At 60.4% G+C, this 20591-nt stretch carries 18 protein-coding genes; 10 read left to right on the forward strand and 8 right to left on the reverse strand.

Features of this window, described 5'->3' with window-relative positions; genetic code table 11:
- The first annotated feature begins 154 nt into the window (after positions 1 to 154).
- From DBP26_RS08970 to groL, 5 genes are all read left to right on the forward strand, one after another.
- Complete coding sequence (locus tag DBP26_RS08970) at positions 155 to 1162, forward strand: DUF481 domain-containing protein (RefSeq protein ID WP_108236932.1); 1008 nt, start codon at positions 155 to 157, stop codon at positions 1160 to 1162.
- Positions 1163 to 1380: 218 nt separating this feature from the next.
- Positions 1381 to 2112 (forward strand): DUF2470 domain-containing protein, encoded by a 732-nt coding sequence (locus tag DBP26_RS08975; protein WP_108236933.1) that lies wholly within the window; start codon positions 1381 to 1383, stop codon positions 2110 to 2112.
- A gap of 65 nt (positions 2113 to 2177) precedes the next feature.
- Positions 2178 to 2684 carry an FxsA family protein gene (locus tag DBP26_RS08980; protein WP_108236934.1) on the forward strand — a complete coding sequence of 169 codons (507 nt, stop codon included), beginning with the start codon at positions 2178 to 2180 and terminating at the stop codon, positions 2682 to 2684.
- Positions 2685 to 2940: 256 nt separating this feature from the next.
- Positions 2941 to 3234 (forward strand): co-chaperone GroES, encoded by a 294-nt coding sequence (locus DBP26_RS08990; protein WP_108236936.1) that lies wholly within the window; start codon positions 2941 to 2943, stop codon positions 3232 to 3234.
- Positions 3235 to 3287: 53 nt separating this feature from the next.
- Complete coding sequence (gene groL, locus DBP26_RS08995; protein ID WP_108236937.1) at positions 3288 to 4934, forward strand: chaperonin GroEL; 1647 nt, start codon at positions 3288 to 3290, stop codon at positions 4932 to 4934.
- A 276-nt stretch (positions 4935 to 5210) separates the two neighbouring features.
- On the opposite strand, the gene DBP26_RS09000 is transcribed toward groL, so the two are convergent.
- Positions 5211 to 5954 carry a phosphatase PAP2 family protein gene (locus DBP26_RS09000; protein ID WP_108236938.1) on the reverse strand — a complete coding sequence of 248 codons (744 nt, stop codon included), beginning with the start codon at positions 5952 to 5954 and terminating at the stop codon, positions 5211 to 5213.
- Between the two features lie 218 nt (positions 5955 to 6172).
- Between DBP26_RS09000 and colR the strand changes: the two genes are divergently transcribed.
- The 5 genes from colR to DBP26_RS27250 all read left to right on the forward strand — a co-directional run bounded on the left by colR (position 6173) and on the right by DBP26_RS27250 (position 9945).
- Positions 6173 to 6856, forward strand: coding sequence for a two-component system response regulator ColR (gene colR / locus DBP26_RS09005; RefSeq protein WP_108236939.1), 684 nt, complete (start codon positions 6173 to 6175; stop codon positions 6854 to 6856).
- Positions 6846 to 8126, forward strand: a complete 1281-nt coding sequence (locus tag DBP26_RS09010) for a HAMP domain-containing sensor histidine kinase (RefSeq protein WP_108236940.1) — start codon at positions 6846 to 6848, stop codon at positions 8124 to 8126. The genes colR and DBP26_RS09010 overlap by 11 nt, the downstream gene beginning before the upstream one ends.
- Positions 8127 to 8328: 202 nt before the next feature.
- Positions 8329 to 8997: a class I SAM-dependent methyltransferase gene (locus DBP26_RS09015; RefSeq protein WP_108236941.1), complete on the forward strand. Its 669-nt coding sequence runs from the start codon at positions 8329 to 8331 to the stop codon at positions 8995 to 8997.
- Positions 8998 to 9001: 4 nt separating this feature from the next.
- A complete protein-coding gene (locus DBP26_RS09020; RefSeq protein WP_108236942.1) occupies positions 9002 to 9721 on the forward strand; it encodes a lipopolysaccharide kinase InaA family protein in 720 nt (239 codons plus the stop codon).
- Complete coding sequence (locus DBP26_RS27250) at positions 9718 to 9945, forward strand: hypothetical protein (RefSeq protein ID WP_108236943.1); 228 nt, start codon at positions 9718 to 9720, stop codon at positions 9943 to 9945. The genes DBP26_RS09020 and DBP26_RS27250 overlap by 4 nt, the downstream gene beginning before the upstream one ends.
- A 237-nt stretch (positions 9946 to 10182) precedes the next feature.
- On the opposite strand, the gene DBP26_RS09030 is transcribed toward DBP26_RS27250, so the two are convergent.
- The 7 genes from DBP26_RS09030 to DBP26_RS09060 form a co-directional block, all read right to left on the reverse strand.
- Positions 10183 to 13221, reverse strand: a complete 3039-nt coding sequence (locus DBP26_RS09030; RefSeq protein WP_108236944.1) for a multidrug efflux RND transporter permease subunit — start codon at positions 13219 to 13221, stop codon at positions 10183 to 10185.
- A 26-nt stretch (positions 13222 to 13247) separates the two neighbouring features.
- Positions 13248 to 14399, reverse strand: a complete 1152-nt coding sequence (locus DBP26_RS09035; protein ID WP_108236945.1) for an efflux RND transporter periplasmic adaptor subunit — start codon at positions 14397 to 14399, stop codon at positions 13248 to 13250.
- A 118-nt stretch (positions 14400 to 14517) separates the two neighbouring features.
- Complete coding sequence (locus DBP26_RS09040; RefSeq protein ID WP_108236946.1) at positions 14518 to 15639, reverse strand: DUF1513 domain-containing protein; 1122 nt, start codon at positions 15637 to 15639, stop codon at positions 14518 to 14520.
- Position 15640: 1 nt separating this feature from the next.
- Positions 15641 to 16705 carry an imelysin family protein gene (locus DBP26_RS09045; RefSeq protein ID WP_108236947.1) on the reverse strand — a complete coding sequence of 355 codons (1065 nt, stop codon included), beginning with the start codon at positions 16703 to 16705 and terminating at the stop codon, positions 15641 to 15643.
- A 31-nt stretch (positions 16706 to 16736) separates the two neighbouring features.
- Complete coding sequence (locus tag DBP26_RS09050; protein WP_108236948.1) at positions 16737 to 18164, reverse strand: di-heme oxidoredictase family protein; 1428 nt, start codon at positions 18162 to 18164, stop codon at positions 16737 to 16739.
- Positions 18165 to 18307: 143 nt separating this feature from the next.
- The gene (locus DBP26_RS09055; RefSeq protein WP_146749656.1) at positions 18308 to 18847 is read right to left on the reverse strand and encodes an AP2/ERF family transcription factor; all 540 of its coding nucleotides are present in this window, start codon (positions 18845 to 18847) and stop codon (positions 18308 to 18310) included.
- A gap of 235 nt (positions 18848 to 19082) precedes the next feature.
- Positions 19083 to 20429, reverse strand: a complete 1347-nt coding sequence (locus DBP26_RS09060; protein ID WP_108236950.1) for an imelysin family protein — start codon at positions 20427 to 20429, stop codon at positions 19083 to 19085.
- Positions 20430 to 20591: the final 162 nt, after the last annotated feature.

Below are 20591 nucleotides of genomic sequence, written 5' to 3' on the forward strand. Positions count from 1 at the left end.
TTCCTGTTTAAAGGACCCGCAATTCTGTTCGACACGGAACTGAAGAAACTTCCTACGGTCTTTGAATCCTGTGTCGGCGGTCCACGGATTGCCTCGATGTTGTCCCGAGGGATAATGCCCGATTTAACCGCCAGCCAGAGCCTTGTCGTCGCTTATGTTGTCCAGAACCCTGTTGTGCATCGCTATCATCAGTGCCTCTACCCCCTTGCTCGCCGATACCGTCTGGTTGAAGAACGGTGACAAACTGACGGGGACTATTAAGGTTTTCGACGGCGGGAAACTGCTGCTCAATACCAAGTATGCAGGCGATATTCCGCTGGACTGGAAAGAAGTCAAGACGCTGGAAAGTGACCAACACCTGCTGGTGAAACAGGATGCCTACACGAGCGAGATGTCCAAATCGCTGAAGGCGGCGGACGAAGGCAAGGTGACCCTGGCCAACGGTGATGCGCCCAAGACGGTCGACCTGGCCAGCATCCAGCAGATCATGAAACCCAAGCCGGTGGTCACCGATCTGGTCTGGAAAGGCAACATCGATGCAGCGCTGGACTTCCAGCGGGCGGACACGGACACCGACGACTACAACCTGGCCTTCAAGACCTCTGCCAGCCATGGTCGTTGGCGGCACAACGCCAAAGGCGAGTTCAACCGCGAGACTCAGGACGACACGACCACCACCAACAACTGGAGCGCCGAGTACTCGCTGGATCGCTTCCTGACCGACAAGTTTTTCTGGGACGGCCGCATCACCTACAAGCATGACGGCATCGAGGACTTGCGTCGTCAACGCACCGTGGGTACCGGTCCGGGCTACCAGCTCTGGGATGACGAACTGGGCGCGTTCAAGATTGGCGCGCTGCTCAACCGCACGGACTTCGAATACTCCAATGGCGAGAAGGACAATTTCTACTCCGTGTCCGGGACATGGGATTACAACCGCTACCTGATCGGCAAGAAGGTTGAATTCTTCACCAACGGCGAATTGGGCAAGCCTCTCAGCGGCGTGGCGGATTACAGCCTGGATACCGAGGTCGGGTTTCGCTACAAAGTCACCGAATGGGCCTCGCTCAACGTCAAGGCCGAAAAAGACATCATCACCGGCTCCGACAATGGCGATCTGAACAAGACGCGCTACACCGCCGGCTTTGGTGTGGCCTGGTAAACGCTTCCTTATTAAGACGCAGTGGCTGGCCTGCGCGCTCTCGCTTCCTTCCGGGACTGAGCCAGGTCAGCAGCGCTCGCTGAAAATGACGCGAATCTTGCGTCGAACCGTCACCTCCCTTCGATCTGGCACCCCTGGGTGATAACGATTATCGTGGTGGACCTCAGCCGCTTGAGGCTGGCCCACATTCGTCGTTTTACCTGCCTCAGGAGCCTCACATGAGCGCCAAAGCCAACCGGCAAGCCCGAGAGTTGCTGCTCAAGGAATACCGTGGCGTGCTGTCGACCCATTCGAAGTCAATGCCCGGTTACCCGTTCGGCTCGGTGGTGCCGTATTGCCTGGACGATCAAGGCCGTCCATTGATCCTGATCAGCCGCATCGCTCAGCACACGCATAACCTGCAACGCGACCCCAAGTGCTCGATGCTGGTGGGCGAACGTGAGGCTGAAGATATTCAAGCGGTGGGGCGGGTGACGGTGATGGCTGAAGCGCAGAAGCTCAGCGATCAAGCCGCCATCGATGCCGCAGCCCAACGCTATTACCGCTACTTCCCGGAGTCAGAGAGCTACCACAGCGCCCATGATTTTGACTTCTGGACGCTGCTCCCGGTGCGCTACCGCTATATTGGTGGTTTCGGGGCCATTCACTGGCTCGACGATATTGCCTTGCCCAATCCGTTCGCTGGTGGGGCCGAGATCGGTATGGTCGAGCACATGAACCAGGATCATGGAAAAGCCATCGCGCACTACGTCGAGCTGGCCGGTCTACCGCAGAGCGAACCGGCGGCGCTGGTGGGCATCGACAGCGAAGGAATGCACTTGCGTATCGGCCAAAGCCTGCATTGGCTGGCCTTCCCCGAGCCTTGTAATACGCCGACACAAGTGCGCCAGGCCTTGGTTCAACTGGCTCACGCCGAAAAATGGCCGACCGCTGAGGCGTCCGAAGCTTGAATTAACGACTTTGCGACGTCACCTAGTGTCTACTGGAAGCCTTCTTCCCTAGAGGAAACTATTTGATGCGCGCTTTTCTACTGCTTTTTTTGCTTTTTCCGGTGCTCGAGCTGTTCGTGCTGGTGAAAGTCGGGATGTCGATCGGCTTTCTGCCGACCTTCCTGCTGGTGGTGGCCGGGTCCATGCTCGGCTTTTTCATCATTCGTGTCGCCGGTCTGGCAACGGCCATGAGCGCTCGCGAGAGCTTGGCGCGAGGGGAGTTGCCTGCCCAACAGATGATGGACGGTCTCATGATGACGGTGGGTGGCGGGCTGTTGGTCTTGCCGGGTTTCATCAGCGACGTGCTGGGCCTGATCTGTCTGATGCCGTTCACCCGTCGGCTGCTGGCCAACAAGGTGCGTCAGCGTGCCGAAGCTTCGGCCAGTCGCCAGCGGGCGTTCGCGGATGATCTGCGTTCGGCAGGGGCTACGCACTCGCCGCATGCAGGAGCGGGTCGCCCAGGGGCTCGCCAGCCGGAGGTTATCGAAGGCGAGGTGATCGAGGGCGAGTACGAGCCTGTCGACAAAAAGTGAATCCTGCTTGTGTTTCGCGCGGCACCTTCGGGTGCCGTTTTCGTTTCAACGGCATGTGCCCGTTGAAAATTTTTTCTTCGCCCAGCCTTGTAATCATCTTGCCCGCCCCTATGTATGGGTCACCGTAAGGTTTCTGGCGCATTTCGCCAGACCGTATTCCGCGGTTCGCTCGCGAGCCGCGCCCGGCAAGTCCGGAACGTTTTAGCCGCTCGGTGCCAACGCCGGACGTTCAAAAACCATAATTAGGAGATCGACAATGAAGCTTCGTCCTCTGCATGACCGCGTCGTAATCCGTCGCAGTGAAGAAGAAACCAAGACTGCTGGCGGTATCGTGCTGCCTGGTTCGGCCGCCGAAAAACCAAACCGTGGCGAAGTCATCGCCGTCGGCGCAGGTCGCGTCCTGGACAACGGCGAAGTACGTGCGCTGGCCGTGAAAGTGGGTGACAAAGTGGTATTCGGCCCTTACTCCGGCAGCAACACCGTGAAAGTGGATGGCGAAGACCTGCTGGTGATGAGCGAGAACGAAATCCTCGCCGTCGTTGAAGGCTGAGTCGGTACCTCCCGCATTTCCCGTTACTACACAGTATTTAAGGAATAACGATCATGGCTGCTAAAGAAGTTAAATTCGGCGACGCTGGCCGTAAAAAAATGCTGGCTGGCGTAAACGTTCTGGCTGACGCCGTCAAAGCGACCCTGGGCCCGAAAGGCCGTAACGTCATCATCGAAAAAAGCTTCGGCGCTCCGCTGATCACCAAAGACGGTGTCTCGGTTGCCAAAGAAATCGAACTGAAAGACCGTTTCGAAAACATGGGTGCGCAGCTGGTCAAAGACGTTGCCTCCCGCGCGAACGACGACGCCGGTGACGGTACCACCACCGCAACCGTTCTGGCTCAGGCCATCGTCAACGAAGGCCTGAAAGCCGTCGCTGCCGGCATGAACCCAATGGACCTGAAGCGCGGCATCGACAAGGCCACCCTGGCCATCGTCGCTCAGCTGAAGTCCCTGTCCAAGCCATGCACCGACACCAAGGCCATCGCTCAGGTGGGTACCATCTCGGCCAACTCGGACAGCTCCATCGGCGACATCATTGCCGAAGCCATGGAGAAAGTGACCAAAGACGGCGTGATCACCGTTGAAGAAGGTTCGGGTCTGGAAAACGAACTGTCCGTAGTCGAAGGCATGCAGTTCGACCGTGGCTACCTGTCTCCGTACTTCATCAACAAGCCGGACACCATGGTCGCCGAGCTGGACAGCCCGCTGCTGCTGCTGGTCGACAAGAAAATCTCCAACATCCGCGAAATGCTGCCAGTGCTGGAAGCCGTCGCCAAAGCCGGTCGTCCTCTGCTGATCATCGCAGAAGACGTCGAAGGCGAAGCGCTGGCGACCCTGGTGGTGAACAACATGCGCGGTATCGTCAAAGTCGCGGCCGTCAAGGCACCGGGCTTCGGCGATCGTCGTAAGGCCATGCTGCAGGACATCGCCGTCCTGACCGGCGGTACCGTGATCTCCGAAGAAATCGGTCTGAGCCTGGAAAGCACCACCCTGGAGCACCTGGGTAACGCCAAACGCGTTGTGCTGAACAAAGAAAACACCACCATCATCGACGGTGCTGGCAACAAGACCGACATCGATGGTCGCATCGCTCAGATCCGTCAGCAGATCGGCGATACTTCGTCCGACTACGACAAAGAGAAACTGCAAGAGCGTCTGGCCAAACTGTCCGGCGGCGTTGCAGTGATCAAGGTCGGTGCTGGTTCCGAAGTCGAAATGAAAGAGAAGAAAGCCCGCGTTGAAGACGCCCTGCACGCTACCCGTGCAGCGGTCGAAGAAGGCGTGGTGCCTGGCGGTGGTGTAGCGCTGGTTCGCTCGCTGCAGGCCATCTCCGAGCTCAAAGGCGACAACGCCGACCAGAACGTGGGTATTGCCCTGCTGCGCCGTGCCGTTGAAGCGCCGCTGCGTCAGATCGTTGCCAACTCCGGCGATGAGCCAAGCGTCGTGGTCGACAAGGTCAAGCAAGGTTCGGGTAACTTCGGTTACAACGCTGCGAGCGGCGAATACGGCGACATGATCGAAATGGGTATCCTGGACCCAGCCAAAGTGACTCGCTCTGCTCTGCAAGCGGCGTCCTCGATTGCCAGTCTGATGATCACCACCGAAGCGATGATCGCTGACGTGGCTGAAGACAAGCCTGCAGCTGGCGGCGGTATGCCAGACATGGGCGGCATGGGTGGCATGGGCGGCATGATGTAATTCAGCCTGACCCTGATGCACGAAAAACCCCGCTTCGGCGGGGTTTTTTTATGGGTGGCGATTTTTTTAAAAGGGGGGAGTCGGATCTTAGCCTGGTTTGGGATCGCCCCAGTGATGCCCTTTCGGCGCATCGCGGGCAAGCGCGCTCCTACATCTGTTGCAACGTGCCGCATTCCGAAAGACCACCTTGTCCGCCTTTGGCATCCCGAAGCAAACGTAGGAGCGCGCTTGCCCGCGATAGCGCCCAAAGGGCATCCGAGTAACGATCAAAGCCAACTACCCCGAAACCACCGCACCTTCAACCACCCTGCCTTTCCCGCCCGTCGGCCGGTACAACACCGCGTAATAAGCCCCCAGGCAAATCAGCCAGCAAAACACGGCCGTCCAGACGTTGTGCGAGAAAAAGTGTGCGCCTTGCAGCATGCGTCCTACCGAAAAGACCGTGCCCAGGCCGAATGCGAAGACCAGCCCCGCCTTGGCCAGGCGCGGGCGACGGTCGCGGAAGAGGAAAAACAATGCAAAAAGGGTAAACCCGGTTGCTGCATGACCACCTGGCCAGCAACGACCAGGCTTGTCAGTCTGTGGGCGAGGGGCCAGCAACTCGCTGTAGGTTTCCGTTCCGCCGAACTGGGTGAGGCTCCAAGGGCACTGGACCGCCGTCACTGCCTTGACCGGGGTGACGAAGCTGGTGGACAGCGCCATTGACAGCACCAGGCACCCCAGCTCTCTTTTCCAGGACTGCAGCGGCCCCACGAAAAACGAGGCCACGAAGGCTGCGAAGGACAGCAGGCCCAAGGCAATGACGGCCTGTTTGGCGCGGTCGTGCAGTACGTTCTCCAGAAAATAGCTGTGTTTGCCGATGAACCCGCCGGCTGCCGGATCGTAGGCCCATTGCGCGATGCTCATGTCCAGTGACGTCAACTCCAGCAACAATAGGGCAAGGGCGGTCGCCGCCGGGATGCCGACGTAAACCCAGAGGTTGATCGGGCGCGAGGCGCGGCGTTCGAGAACTTCAGACATGTCGGATTCCATGTAATGGCGAGGAGACCCTCATAAACGTTCGGCAGTCTGAGCGCAGGGCTGTCGCGCCCCTGTGAACCACCGGTGAAAAAAACGTTGTGTACCTCGGTGCTGGCCCTCAGGCGAAGTTGGCCGTAAGCTGCCGCCAACTCTGACCTCATCGTGCGCACCCTCGGTGCACGGGTCATCGCTACAACTGCGTAGGGAGATATGCGCCCATGAGAATTCTGCTGGTTGAAGACAACCGCGACATCCTGGCAAATCTGGCCGATTACCTTGGGTTGAAGGGATACACCGTCGATTGCGCGCAGGATGGTTTATCCGGGTTGCACCTGGCCGCGACCGAGCATTACGACCTGATCGTGCTCGACATCATGCTGCCGGGCATTGACGGCTATACGCTGTGCAAACGCCTGCGCGAAGACGCTCGCCGCGATACGCCGGTCATCATGCTGACCGCTCGGGACCAGCTCGATGACCGTTTGCAGGGCTTTCGCTCCGGTGCGGACGATTACCTGCTCAAACCATTTGCGTTGTCCGAACTGGCGGCTCGAATCGAGGCCGTATTGCGCCGCGCGCAGGGCGGCGGGCGGCGCACCCTCCAGGTCGCCGATCTGGTCTACGACCTCGATACCCTCGAGGTGACGCGTGAAGGGCGCATGCTCAAACTCAACCCTGTCGGGCTCAAACTGCTGGCGGTGCTGATGCAGAAGAGCCCTCATGTGCTGCGCCGGGAAATTCTCGAAGAGGCCCTGTGGGGCGATGATTGTCCAGACAGTGACAGCCTGCGCAGTCACGTGCACCAGTTGCGCCAGGTGATCGACAAGCCATTCGCCAAGCCGTTGCTGCAAACGGTCCATGGCGTGGGCTATCGTCTGGCCGAGGGCCGCGATGGAGTTTAAGCAGAGCCTCGCTCAGCGGATCATTATCGCGTTTGCGCTGATGAGCGCCTTGGTGGCCGGTTCTTTCGCAATGGGCATCGTGGCAACGGTTCACCTGGTCGAAGAGAAACTAATCTCCGCCGGGCTGGGCGGTGATCTGACGCGCCTGTTGTTGATGGACAGCGTCGAAGACTGGAGCCACCGCCCGGAGCCGGACCAACTGTTCTACTTCAGTGGTGGACCGGGCGATTTCGAGCTGCCCAAGGACCTGCGCCATCTGGAGCCCGGTTTCCATGAGGTATTCCGCGGGCCGCTCTCATACCACGCCATGGTCGAGGTCGTGGACGGCCGACATTACGTGTTGCTGCAGGATCAGAGCGATTTCGAGGAGCGCGAGCGCGTGCTCTTCGCCGTCGTGCTCGTCGGCTTCGTGCTGGCTTTGGCACTGGCGGTGGTCCTCGGCTGGATTCTGGCGCGCCGAGTGATGGCGCCGGTGGTGCGGCTGGCGCGGCAGGTGCGGCATCGCGACCAGTTGTTGGGGCTGGCGCCGCCCTTGGCGCCGGATTACGCGGCGGATGAGGTGGGCGAACTGGCCGTGGCCTTCGATGCCACGCTGGGGCGGCTGCGTGACGCCTTGACCCGTGAGCGCATGTTCACCAGCGATGTCAGCCACGAGTTGCGCACACCGTTGATGGTGCTTGCCAGCTCGTGTGAATTGCTGCTGGAGAACCCTGCGCTCGATCAGCGTGCCCGAACCCAGGTCGAGCGCGTGTCGCGGGCTTGTGAAGAAATGCGTGATCTGGTGCAAACCTTCCTGATGTTGGCCCGCACCCAGCACGATGACGCGGGTTTGAATCCCCAATTGTCACTCGAGGGGGCGGCCCAGCAGTTGCTGAACCTGTGGCGTGACCCGATCGAAACCAAAGGCCTGCGTCTGGAATACCACCCGGAGGGTGCAACGCAAGGCACCTACAACGCCACGTTTCTGTATGCGGTGATGGGCAACTTGCTGCGCAATGCGCTGCATTACACCGACCAGGGCTTCATCCGTCTGACCCTGCTGGCCAACGGCTTTATGGTGGAAGATTCTGGTGTGGGCATTCCAGAAGAGAAACGCGAGGCAATGTTCCAGCCCTTCGTCCGAGGCAACGAAAAACGAGGGGAGGGCCTCGGGCTTGGATTATCGCTGGTGCAGCGCATCTGCGAAAACCAAGGGTGGACCGTCAGCCTGGATACGATGGAACCGAACGGCTGCCGTTTCACCGTCGAATTCAAACGGTCGCCCAACTGATCGCCTCAGTTCAGGCAAAAACCATCAGGTCAGTCGACTGCCGTGCTGCGATTTGTCGGATTATGGCTATTTAATGGCCACATCTTCTTGAAAAATCCCGTAACATGTTACCCGCCCAAGGGACGTTTTTTTCACATTCACGTGACTTGAGCATGACGTTAACCCGCCTAGTTTGGCCGTATCACCTTCAGGAGAGACGGTCATGAGCAAGCGGATTGAGTTAGATTTCTCGCACAAATACGACGATGCGCACGCCAAAAAATATTTGCGCAAACACAGGGACGGATTGGCGCGACGGTTGTCAGACCATCGCGACAAGCAACTGGCACGCCGCGCATTGGCGCTGGCCGGGGAGCCAGGCCTGGTGCTGGACCTGCCGTGTGGGGCTGGCCGCTTCTGGCCACTGCTGGCAGAGAAGGCCAATCGGGTCATCATTGGTGCCGACAATTCGGCATCCATGATTAAGACGGCCTGCAGCGCGCAACCGGCTGAGGTGGTGAAGCGGGTTCAACCCCTGCAGACCTCCGCATTCGCCATCGACATGCCCGACAACGCAGTGGACAGCATCTTCTGCATGCGTCTGCTGCACCATGTCGGCAAGGCCGAGGACAGGGCTGTGCTACTCAAGGAGTTCCACCGCGTCACCCGAGACAGCGTAATCGTTTCGCTCTGGGTTGACGGCAATTTCAAAGCCTGGAAACGCAAGCGTGCTGAGCGTAATCGTCGACAAGAGGGTTACCAGAACCGCTTCGTGTTACCAGTGAGCACCGTAGAAGCCGAATTCGAGCAGGCAGGATTCCGCATCCAGGACCGTCTGGATTTCCTGCCGTTGTACGCCATGTGGCGTGTGTATCTATTACGTAAGAGGTAACAGGATGGCCGTGGATTTCGCAGCAGATTCGACCCTTCCCGCCAAGGATCGCTTTGCCTATTTCTGGAACACCAAGGGTGATTGGGTGGAAGAGCCCAACGTGCGCCGCGGTGGAGAAAGTGGGGTTCAGCGTGTGGTGTCGGAAAACGGCCGTCTGCTGTATGTGAAGCGGCAGGTCGGCCATATCTATCGCAGTTGGCTACACCCCTTTGGTCGCCCCACTGTCCTGCGAGAGCGGGATGCGCTGGAAGGCCTGCGCCAGCTCGACGTCAACGTACCGCGCATGGTGTTCTGCGGCGCGGAGCGTGACGCGAACAATGAATGGCGCGCGTTGCTGGTGACCGCCTCCCTGGATGGCTTCGTCGAGTTCGAGCACTGGCTCAAGGCCGGCGGGCGTGAACAGCACGGCGAAGGGGTATATGAACAGATGCTCAAGGAACTGGCCGAGAATCTCGCGCGCATGCACCGGGGACGCTGGCAGCACAGCTGCATCTACATCAAGCACGTGTTCGTGCGTGTCGTGGGCGAGGGCGCCAGTGCGCGCCCCGAAGTCGCGTTGCTGGATCTGGAGAAATGCCGCCAGCGCCTGACCGCCTATGGTGCCGCCCAGCACGACATGAAACAGCTTCGTCGCCATTCGTCGTTTCAACCTGCGGACTGGAGCAAGCTCGTCTACTTTTACGAAGCAGCGTTTGGCAGCCCCATCAAAGGTTTAGATCGATGAAGTTAGAAATCGCTCGAGGTATGTTTCTGGTTGGAGCGTTAGGCATCGCATCCATAGCCATGGCCGCTTGGGAAACGCCCAAGCCGAAGATCCTTAGCGCAGTCCATGGGGAAGGCCAATGTGCCCTCCCGCGTGTGGCGAAGGCTGAATCGCCAGTACGGCCGGACCACGATTTGCTGTTGTTGATGTTTGGTCTGGCGCAGGGGACGAGGGGGCAGAATTGACCTTGGGTTGTTGGCTCTGGATCTCTTACTCTGATGCCCTGTCGGGCGCTAATCGCGGGCAAGCGCGCTCCTACGTTTTTTGAAACGTGCCAAATTCCGATGGACCGAGTTGTTAGCCTTTGAACCACACATAAAAATCGTGTGTCGAGCACCAAGGCTACCCACGCGGTCCATCAGGCCATCGCGCGTTGCAAAAAATGTAGGAGCGCGCTTGCCCGCGATAGGCCCGATAGGGCATCAATGGGGGGCCTTCGAGCCATGCCCGGTCGCCAGCACCACATAGACGCACGGCAGCACGATTAACGTGAACAACGTACCGACCGACATCCCCACTGCAATCACCAACCCAATGTCGAACCGGCTCACGGCCCCCGCCCCCGAGGCCAGAATCAAAGGCACCATCCCGAACACCATGGCCGCTGTGGTCATGAGGACTGGGCGCAGGCGAATCGCCGCGGCGGCGTCCACCGCTTCCCGGGCCGTGAACCCCTTTTCTCTGCGCAACTGATTGGCGAACTCGACGATCAGAATGCCGTGCTTGCTGATCAGGCCAATCAGTGTCACCAATCCGACTTGAGTGTAGATGTTCAGGGTGGACACCCCAAGAAACAGGGGCACCAGTGCACCGCAGATGGACAAGGGCACGGTCACCAGAATCACCAAGGGGTCACGAAAACTCTCGAACTGCGCAGCGAGCACTAGGAAGATGATCGCCAGCGCCAGGCCGAAGGTGACCCACAGCGCATTGCCTTCCTGGACCAACTGCCGCGAAGCCCCCGCATAGTCGTAAGCAAAGCCTGCGGGCGCTTCCTCCATGGCGATCTGCCTGACGGTGGCGATGGCCTCACCCATGCTCACCAGCGGGAATCCGGAAATGATCGCTGAGTTGAGCTGCTGAAACTGATTGAGCTGACGTGGCCGCGCCCGGTCGCTGACAGTGATCAGCGTCGACAGTGGCAGCAGGGTGCCTTGAGCGTTCTTCACATAATAGTTGGCTAGCCATTGCGGATTATCCCGATACGCTCGCTCCACCTGCGCGATGACCTTGTAGCTGCGCCCATCGATGGTGAACCGGTTGATCTCCGCCTCGCCGAGTAGAGTGGCGAGGCTGCCGCCGAGATCCTGCATGGAAACGCCCATTTGCGCCGCCTTGGCACGGTCGATGTCGACCACCACCTCCGGTTTGTCGAACGCCAGATCGAGGTCAAGAAAGGCGAATTTGCCGGAATCGTTCGCGCGCTTCTTGATGCGGTTCACCACCTCCAGCAATGCCGGGTAGTCATTCGGGGTGTTGACCACGAACTGAAAAGGCAGGCCCTCACCGGTGCCGGGCAGCGAAGGCAGGTTGAAGCCGAAGATCTGCAAGCCGGTGATCTGTTCGAGCTTGGCCTGGACCTCCGGCAGCAGTTGCATTTGCGTTCGTTTTCGTTCGTCCCATGGCTTGAGCAGGAACCCGCCCACGCCGGTCTGCACGCCATTGAAGCCATTGATCTGGAACGACGAGTAGTACTCAGGAAACGCCTTGAAGATCTCGATGAACTGCTGCGTGTACTTGTTCATGTAATCGAGGTTGGTGGGCTGTGGCGAGGTGGCCATCATGAAGATGATGCCTTGGTCCTCATCCGGCGCCAGTTGCGACTGGCTGAACTTGAGGAATACCGGTATCAGGCAAAGCACCAGCACGGCGAACACCATCACCACTGGCCGGGTGTTCAGCGTGCTGTGCAGCAGGCGTTGATAGCGGACTTTCAACCCGTCGAACACTTCGTCGAGCTTGTGCGCCAGCCCGCTGGGGTTTTCGTCATGACGCAGGAGTACCGCGCACATCATGGGTGACAATGTCAGGGCGACGATCCCGGAGATGACCACGGCTCCGGCCAGTGTCAGCGCGAACTCTTTGAACAGCGCGCCCGTCAGCCCCTCCAGAAAGCCTATCGGCGCATAGACGGCGGCCAGGGTGATGGTCATCGACACCACCGGCATGGCGATTTCCCTCGCGCCTTCGAGCGCCGCGTCCAATGGGGTCTTGCCTTGCTCGATGTGCCGATGGATGTTTTCCACTACCACGATGGCATCGTCGACCACCAGGCCGATCGCCAGCACCATCGCCAGCAACGTTAACAGGTTGATCGAATAGCCCATCATCTGCATGAAGAACAGCACGCCGATCATCGACAACGGGATGGTGATCACCGGGATCAATACCGAGCGCAGCGCGCCGAGGAACAGGAACACCACGACGATCACGATCAGCACCGCTTCGATCAGCGTTTTCACCACTTCGTGAATCGAGGCCTGGATGAACAGCGTGGCGTCGTAGGCAATGGAGGCCTTCAAGCTCGGTGGCAACTGGCTTTCCAGTTCCGGCATGATCCGGCGCACTTCCTTGATCACGTCCAGCGGGTTCGCGCTCGGGGTACCCTTGATGCCGATGTAGACCGACGGCGTGCCGTCGAACGAGCTGACGGTGTCGTAGTTCTCCGCCCCCATTTCCACCCGCGCCACATCACCCAGCAGCACCCGGCTGTTGCCTTCGGTCTTCAAGGGGATGGCGGCGAACGTCTCGGGGGACTTGAGGTCCGTGGTGGCGTTGACGCTGGTCACCACGTATTCGCCCTTCACTTCGCCGGCAGCCGAAAGAAAGTTGTATTTGCGCACGGCTTCGGTCACGTCGTTCGCGGTCAAGCCAAAGCCCGCCAGCTTGACGGGGTCCAGCCACAGGCGCATGGCGAATACCTGATTGCCGAGGATTTCCGCTTCGGCCATGCCTGGCAGTGTGGCCAGCTTTGGCTGGATGACCCGCGACAGGTAGTCGGTGATCTGTGGGTTGTTCAGCCCCGCGCTGTAGAAACTGATGTACATCAGCGCCGAGGCGTCAGCCGCTTCCTTGCTCAGCACCGGGTCTTCTGCATCCTGCGGCAGCTTGTTCTTCACCTCGTTGGCCTTGGCGAGCAACTCGGTGTAGAGGCGGTCGGTATTGGCGCCGATGCGGGCATAGATGGAAATCACCGAGAAGTTCTGCCGACTGACCGAGGTCATGTAGTCAATGCCTTCCGCGCTGGCCAGGCTCTGTTGCAGCGGTTGGGTGATATAGCCCTGAATCGTCTCGGCGTTCGCACCGGGGTAGGCAGTGGTGACGGTGATGAGCGCGTTTTCCATCTGCGGGTACTGGCGGATGGTCAATTTGCTGAATGCCTGAAACCCCAGCAATACGATCAGCAGGCTGATGACGCTGGCAAGCACGGGGCGGCGAATGAACGGATCGGTAAATGCCATGAAAGCTCCTTCGGACAGTCGCCAGGTCAATCAGCCCTGGGCGGGGCGGTCTGTTCGACGGGGGCTGTCGGGTCGCCGCCGATGGCGACCGCCGTGCCGTTGTCCAGTTTCAACTGGCCGCCGGTCACCACCTGCTCGCCAGCCTTGAGCCCTTTGCGAATGATCACCTGCCCTTCGCGGCGCTCTCCAGTTTCCACAAAGCGACGTTCCACCATCAGGAGCGGCTCGCCTTTGGCGTTTTTTTCCGGCCGGCCCTCGGCGTCGGTTTTCGGCGCGATGACGAACACCGAGTTGCCGTAGAGTGTGTAAGTGATGGTGCTCTCGGGGACGACCAACGCTTGCGTGTCCTGACCCAGAATGACTTGCAAGTTGGCGAACATCCCTGGCAGCAGTTTGCCGTCCGGGTTGGGCAGGGTGGCGCGCACCAGGACATTGCGGGTGGCGTCTTCGACCTTGGGGTTGATCGCACTGATGCGGGCATCGAAGCGCTCACCGGGCCAGGCGGCAACGCTGACCTGAACCCCTTGCCCGACCTCCAGCTTCGGCAGCGCCTGTTCAGGCACGTAGAAATCGGCGTAGAGGCTGCTCAAGTCTTGCAGCGTAGCGATCACCGTGCCGCTGGCCAGATAGTCGCCGACATCCACCTGACGAATGCCGATGGTGCCGCTGAACGGCGCGAGAATACGCTTCTTGGCCAGCGAGGCGTTGAGTTGCGCAACGGTGGCCGCGGCCTTTTTCTGCGTGGCGGCGAGTCGGTCGAATTCGCCTTTGGAAATGGCCGCGTCGCCGATCAACTTGCTGCCGCGGACATAGTCGACCTGCGCCAGGCCCAAGTCCGCTTCGGCGGTGCCCAGCAGGCCCTTTTCCACGTCGCTGTCCAGTTGCAGCAGGGGTTGGCCGAATTTGACCTTCTGCCCGGATTCGAACTGCACCGCCTTGACCGTGCCCGCGACCTCCAGGCTCAGGTCAACGCCCTGCAGCGCCTTGAGGCTACCGATGGCGGGCAGGCGGTTCTGCCAGGCGCGCGATTCGACGACCGCCACGGCGACATTGATCGGCGGTTTGGGTGCTGTGAATTGCTGGATCTGCTGGTAGATCGAAAACGCCTTGTAACCCCCCAAGGCCAACACCACGATCAAAGCGACTCCCAGCATGATCAACATGCGGCGACGCAACATATTCCACTTCCTTGGAAAACGGATGACTCAGGCGAGCACGGTAGTCCAACTCCGTCGCGCAGGCCATGGCAGTTGCAACAAATGTCGGCGATACGCCGCCTTTGCGCGCACGTTCACCTTATGCGGGCGAACGCTGCGGTCCCTGGACCAAATGCAGATGGTTGTCCCACAACCCCGCCGGCAGCGGCAAAGCCTCTGCGACATCCGTGCGCGTGCGGCAGTCGTAAAAGCGGCAGCGGCCTTGGCCTGAGGTGACAACGAAACCATCGGCGACCGCGCCCACCCCCGCGCAATCCGGCAGCGGCGCGTCGAGCCGCAGCGCACCGCTGTCCAGCTCCCAGATGAAGAAACGATTGCCCCGTGGCGCCGTCAGCGCCACCAGTCGCAGTTCGTCATGGACCGCCACGCTGGCGGTGTAATGCGCCATGGCCTGCAATTGCGTCTCGGCCACGGGGAACGCTTGGAACGGTTGCCCGGGTCGCTTGATCGCCAACAGATCGGAGGACTCATGGGCCGGCCCCATGAATTGTTGACCGGTGACGATGGTGCCGTCACGGGCGATTGACATGTGGCGCACGCTGTTCATCTGTTGCGGCAGGGCTTCCTTGCTGAGCAACGTGCCGTCACGTTGCATCAGCACGAGGCTCGCCTCCATGGCGTCGAGGTTCATCTCCACGCGGCTTTCCGCCTCGGTGCGAATCCCACCGTTGGCCACGACCAGCGTTTCCCCGTCCGGCATCCAGGCGACCTGATGCGGGCCGATGCCATGGGTGGGGATTTCCCCGGTGTGTTCCAGTCGCTCGTTCACGAACCGGTAGACGCCCAGCACGCCCCGGCCCGGCTCTGTGGTGTCGTTCTCAGTGGCGTACAGCCATTCGCCGTGCTTGTGAATTACAGCATGGCCATAAAAATGCCGGTGAGGCCCGGACACGATGGTTTGCAGCAGACGGCCATCGCGCAGATCGATCAGGTAGCTTTCCGTGCCGGGGCGCCGAGCGACGAACAGCGCAATCGGCCGGTCGGGGTGGTTGATGATGTCGTGGCAACGCTGGGCCACCTGGGTGGCAAACACTCGAGTGCCGTCCACGCGGTAGCCCACAGCGTAGTGCCGGCCATCGGCGTCATCGCGAGCGGAGAGCAGCAGGGGGCTCTCGCCTTTTTTCCGCCACAGCGACCAGCCGCCCAGCGTGCACGCGCCAAGAACCAGACTGCCCAAGGCCAGAGCCTGACGTCGCAACATATCAGTCACCATCATTGGCGTTGAAACCGAGTTGGATGCCCAATGCCTTGGCCAATTCGCCCTCATGCAGGCGATGGACCACATTGAGGCTGTCGTAGAACGCGTTCAACTGCTGGCGGCCTTCTTCCGTCGCCAGCAGGTCGGCCAGCGGTGGCTTGAGTGCGGCCAGTTGCCTTCGGCTTTCGGCATAGGCGGCATCGATCTTTTCAGCCAAGGGCTTTTGCTCGGCCGGTAGCAGGCTGCGCAACCCCTTGTTGTCCACACCGGACCACACCGTCTCGGCACTCTTCAGACTGGCCTGCAGGCTGCTCAGCGAGGCCTTGCTGCGCCAAGCCTCGGCCTGGAACGGCTGCGGAACGCCTTTGGACTGCCGGCCCAGCGGGGTGCCGAGTTTCTTCTTCAGGCTGTCCAGCGCGGTGACCTGCACCCGCAGCAACTCGGCGATCGCTTCGTGGGAATCCGCATAGCGCGGGTTCGGAAATTTGCTCAACTGCGCGAGCATGCCGTCAGCGGCATTCCAACGCGTGAGGATTTCTTCCGCGAGGCTCTTCTGACGTTCACCGATGGCGGTCAGCAACGGGCAGTACTGGGCTTTCTGCTCGGGGCTGGCCAAGTCGATGTCGGCGTCGAACAGGATGTATTCGTAAGCGGACAAGCCTTGAACCACGACACTCGATTTCGCCAACGCTTCAGCGGTGATCTGGGGCTGTGCGCTGATCAACTGCTCGACCTGCCGCCCGACGAGGTTTTTCTTGTCCGGCCAGAACTGGATCTGCCACGACCGGTTGCCTTCGGCCAGGGGGCCGATCAGCAGGGGTTGCAATTCGGCCCAAGCCTTTTGCGCATGAAGAAAGTCAGCGCGGGCGGCCTGCAGGTCGGTCTTGCCCTGACAGAACGCCAATGCGCTCGCCGCGAGTTGCCGGTCGGCGTCGACCCAACGGCTGTAGGTCGGGAGAATGACCTGCGTGGCGATAGCGGCGGACGTCACGGCTTGCGGGTCCGAGGGGGCGCAGGCACCCAAGGCCAGCGCGGCAAGGCTGGTGAACAACAGCTTGGGGCGGAACATGTCCGGCTCCTTATCAATCGGTAAAAACAGGTTATAGAGAGTTCAGGAATGCCAGCAAGGCCGCCCGCTGTTCCGCGTCGAAGGCCAGAACCTGGCGCTGCGCAGGCAGTGCCTCGCCGCCATGCCACAGCACGGCTTCCATCAGGTTGCGTGCACGCCCGTCATGTAGAAATTGCGTGTGGCCGCTGACGCTTTGGGTCAGCCCGATGCCCCACAAAGGCGGGGTGCGCCATTGCTGACCGTTGGCCTGGAATTCACTGAGGTTATCGCCCAGACCTTCCCCCATGTCATGCAGCAGAAGGTCGGTGTAAGGCCGGATGACCTGATTGGCCAGTTCGGGCTCCTGCGCATCGGCGGCAGTGGTGAACTGCGGCGTGTGGCACTGCTGACAGCCGGCCTTGAAGAACAGACTCTTGCCCTGTAATACCTGGGGGTCACCTACATCACGACGGGTCGGCACCCCCAGGTTGCGGGTGTAGAAGGTCAGCAGCCGGAGGATGTTGTCGCTGACCTCCGGCTCACCGTCGGGGCCTTTGCCGCTTGGGGCCTGAAGGCAGGCGGCCTGTGACGCTGTGCAGTCGTCTGCGGGCTTGAGGTGTGAGGTCAGCCCCATGTCCCCCGCCAGCGCGTGGGCATTCTGTTGGGTGACACTGGGCTGTGATGCTTTCCAGCCGAAGCGGCCAAGCACGGTTTTCTGCCGAGCTTCGTCCCAGACCCAATTGGGCGTGCCGGTGATGCCGGTACCGTTTTTATCACCCGCGTTGACGTTGGCGAGGATGGCCGCTTCTGGAATCGCTTCCAGCAGGCCAAGGCCGATCATGGGAGGCGCGATCCGTGCCGATGCGCGGGTCTGCGGATGCATGGGGCCGTAGCCCAGGCGGGTGATCTGTAACGTCGGCCGGCGCAGTTGAATCGGTGTACCGTCGCGGAAATGCAGGGTCAGTGAATCGTACTCGACCCGCACTTTCCCCTCCGGGGGGACGCCGGGAATCGCCATGTCCTGCAATTGCATGCCGTACACCGGTTCCGGCGTCAGGCCCAGTTGCTGCAGCCGTTGGCCATGCATGGGGTCATCGGGTATGGACAGCCGCACCAGCATGGACACCGCGTTGTCGGCGCCGGGTTCAGGCGGATGGCCGCGACCGTCCCTGATGTGGCAGTTCTGACACGCATTGGTATTGAACAGCGGCCCCAGACCATCGCGTGCGGTAGTGGTGGAGGGGGCGATGACCCAAGGGCTGCGGAAGAAGCTGTTTCCGACGCTGAAGTCCAGACGGCGCACGGGGGACAGGTTACCCGAGGGCAGGGCGAAGGCGTTTCGGTCACTGCGGCTGACGGTGGCCGCGCCCCCCGATAGGGCTTCGCCGGGCTCGGCTGCAGTGAAATGCGGGGCGTCGTCGCACCCACCGAGGGCCAGGGCCATCAGCAGAACGAGTGAAAGACGGGGCCACGCGGTCATACGGATCCTGCAAAAGCGGGGAATCGGGGCGGGCAAGCTTACCAGCCCCGTGGGGGTCGAATAAGAGGGATTTGCGTTTGTAAGGACCTCTCGAAACGTGTTGTAACTAAATACCGCCCCGCCACAACGCGCTCTTCATGTGATCAGAAACCCGAGATTTCCAATGAGGGGTCTTCCACCATCAGCTGCATCAAACGTTGTTCGCCTTCCACCACCTTGAAACATCGGTACTCCCCGACGCTGTCGAGCTGACGTTCGCGCTCTCGAATCGCCAGTTCCTTGGCCCGCTCATAACCGTAGTGTTCAACCCGGAAGGATTTGGTCACGCTGCTGCCATTGCGCAGGGTAGTGCGAGCGACCCAGTAGGCAATGCCGGTGTAACAGCGGTAGTGGACGCCAGGGTGGCCACTGGTGTTGGTGGCGATCAGGCGCTGCCGGATGTCACGGGTGAGTTTCGGAAGATGGGTCAGCATCAACTCGTCACGGCACGCGTCGGCGGCTTTCCTGGCGGCTTCGCGTCCGCCGTATCGGGAAAATGAGAACAATCTGTTGAAGGTTTTTCCGTCGCGGTAAATGGTCACCTTCCAGGCTCGGGGACCTCGGGTGCCAACCAATAGATGGATGCCGTAATCATTGGCTTTGAGCTTGGTGACGCGACGCCTTTTGTTGTTTCCTTTCGGCACGGTCTGTCTCCTCCTGGATGGGATGGGATCAAAGGAGCGGCCATGATCAGGGGCGAATAAAAGGCGTTCAATCCGACAGAGTGCGAACAGGAAATACCCTACAAAACTTACGGATCGGTCTCGGAAATGCTGCCGTTCCACCCCCTTGATGAAGTGTTTCTGGCACCCAAAAAAAGAGCCGACCCACGAAGGGTCGGCTCTGCTGGTTAGACCTGCCGCGTATTGCCAGCGGCGATCAGAATTCGTGATCGGCGTTATCAGGGTTCAGGTCAGTGATGCCCAGCTTGCCTGCCGCTTGTTCGATGGCCCCGGTCTGCTTGACCAGTGCGGCAATTGCGTCGCGCACGACCTGGTTGCCCGCGGTGTTGCCCGCAGCAATCAGTTGATCGAAGTGCTCGCCCTTGTTGGCATGATCGACCAGCACTTGCAGCTTGGCCTGAGTGTCATCCAGGTCGGCACGCAACGTCGAATCGGTCGCTGCATCGACCTTGGCGACTAGCGACGACAGGCTCGGGCCGCTGACCTTGCTGCCGTCCACACGGGTGTATTCACCCAGGTAAACGTTGCGGATACCCAGACCGTTGTAGAAGTGCGAGTTATGGGTGTTGTCGCTGAAGCAATCGTGTTCGTCCTCGCTGGAGTTGGCTTCCAGCGCGACCTTCATGCGCTCGCCTGCCAACTCACCCAACGAAAGGCTGCCCATGCCGAACAGCATCTTGCGCAGGCCGCTTTCGCCGGACTCGGCTTCCAGGGTGGCGCGGTAGTTGTCGGCGACCCCTGGTTTCCAGTTGTTGACCATTTCTTCCAAGTCACTGACCAGCAGGTCAGTGGCGGCTTTCAGATAGGCGCGGCGGCGATCGTTATGGCCTCCGGTTCCCCCCTTGCCTTCGATGTAATCGCTGGCGGGACGCTCGCCCGCACCGGGTCCGGTGCCATGCAGATCCTGACCCCACAACAGGAATTCGATCGCGTGGTAGCCCGTGGCAACGTTGGCTTCGGCCCCGCCCAGTTCATTCAGACTGGCCAGTTTCTCTGGAGTGATTTCGCTGACATCCACTTTGTCTTCACCGACCTGGATGGACGTGTTGGCGATGATGTTGGCCGTCGCACCCGGGTTGCCCAATGCGTGCTGATAGTCCTTGGCGACGTAGTCGATCAGCCCTTCGTCCAGCGGCCAGGCGTTCACCTGGCCTTCCCAGTCATCGATGATGGTGTTGCCGAAGCGGAAGACTTCTGTCTGCATGTAGGGAACGCGAGCGGCCACCCAAGCGTCGCGGGCGGCCTTGAGCGTCTGGTCGTTCGGCGACGCCAGGAAAGCGTCGACGGCAGTGCTGAGATGCTTTGCGGTGGATTCGGCGTCGCTGAAGGCGGCATACACGATGTTCGCATAGTTGGCGACCACTGCCTTGGCAGCGGCGTCGCTGGCCTGGGCAGGTGCAGCAGCAGGCGTTGGCGTTGGCGCGGAAGCGGCGGGAGCCGGGGTCGGTGCAGCGGCGGCGGGCTTGTCCTTGCCTTGGTCGCAACCAGCCAGAGCGATAGCGAGGGCCAGCAGACTGGCGGCAGCCAGGGGCTTACGAATCATGACGGAATCCTGCGTCGAGAGGGGAGAAGAACGGTGGTGAATGGCTTAAAAAATCTGCGACATAATGCGAAAGATTTGCATTCTGTGTAAAGGCTAAACGGAGGGTCGTGCGGGAGGAGATATTTCAAGCTGTTACAGAACGGAGGGCAACAGAAAGGGTGC

It is taken from the genome of Pseudomonas sp. RIT409, from assembly GCF_003052515.2.
Taxonomy (GTDB): Bacteria; Pseudomonadota; Gammaproteobacteria; order Pseudomonadales; family Pseudomonadaceae; genus Aquipseudomonas.

Bases quoted from the DNA above. Each gene is read 5' to 3' on its own strand.
- DBP26_RS08970 (WP_108236932.1), top strand. From the start codon at position 155: ATGTTGTCCAGAACCCTGTTGTGCATCGCTATCATCAGTGCCTCTACC.
- DBP26_RS08975 (WP_108236933.1), top strand. From the start codon at position 1,381: ATGAGCGCCAAAGCCAACCGGCAAGCCCGAGAGTTGCTGCTCAAGGAA.
- DBP26_RS08980 (WP_108236934.1), top strand. From the start codon at position 2,178: ATGCGCGCTTTTCTACTGCTTTTTTTGCTTTTTCCGGTGCTCGAGCTG.
- DBP26_RS08990 (WP_108236936.1), top strand. From the start codon at position 2,941: ATGAAGCTTCGTCCTCTGCATGACCGCGTCGTAATCCGTCGCAGTGAA.
- groL (WP_108236937.1), top strand. From the start codon at position 3,288: ATGGCTGCTAAAGAAGTTAAATTCGGCGACGCTGGCCGTAAAAAAATG.
- DBP26_RS09000 (WP_108236938.1), bottom strand. From the start codon at position 5,954: ATGTCTGAAGTTCTCGAACGCCGCGCCTCGCGCCCGATCAACCTCTGG.
- colR (WP_108236939.1), top strand. From the start codon at position 6,173: ATGAGAATTCTGCTGGTTGAAGACAACCGCGACATCCTGGCAAATCTG.
- DBP26_RS09010 (WP_108236940.1), top strand. From the start codon at position 6,846: ATGGAGTTTAAGCAGAGCCTCGCTCAGCGGATCATTATCGCGTTTGCG.
- DBP26_RS09015 (WP_108236941.1), top strand. From the start codon at position 8,329: ATGAGCAAGCGGATTGAGTTAGATTTCTCGCACAAATACGACGATGCG.
- DBP26_RS09020 (WP_108236942.1), top strand. From the start codon at position 9,002: ATGGCCGTGGATTTCGCAGCAGATTCGACCCTTCCCGCCAAGGATCGC.
- DBP26_RS27250 (WP_108236943.1), top strand. From the start codon at position 9,718: ATGAAGTTAGAAATCGCTCGAGGTATGTTTCTGGTTGGAGCGTTAGGC.
- DBP26_RS09030 (WP_108236944.1), bottom strand. From the start codon at position 13,221: ATGGCATTTACCGATCCGTTCATTCGCCGCCCCGTGCTTGCCAGCGTC.
- DBP26_RS09035 (WP_108236945.1), bottom strand. From the start codon at position 14,399: ATGTTGCGTCGCCGCATGTTGATCATGCTGGGAGTCGCTTTGATCGTG.
- DBP26_RS09040 (WP_108236946.1), bottom strand. From the start codon at position 15,639: ATGTTGCGACGTCAGGCTCTGGCCTTGGGCAGTCTGGTTCTTGGCGCG.
- DBP26_RS09045 (WP_108236947.1), bottom strand. From the start codon at position 16,705: ATGTTCCGCCCCAAGCTGTTGTTCACCAGCCTTGCCGCGCTGGCCTTG.
- DBP26_RS09050 (WP_108236948.1), bottom strand. From the start codon at position 18,164: ATGACCGCGTGGCCCCGTCTTTCACTCGTTCTGCTGATGGCCCTGGCC.
- DBP26_RS09060 (WP_108236950.1), bottom strand. From the start codon at position 20,429: ATGATTCGTAAGCCCCTGGCTGCCGCCAGTCTGCTGGCCCTCGCTATC.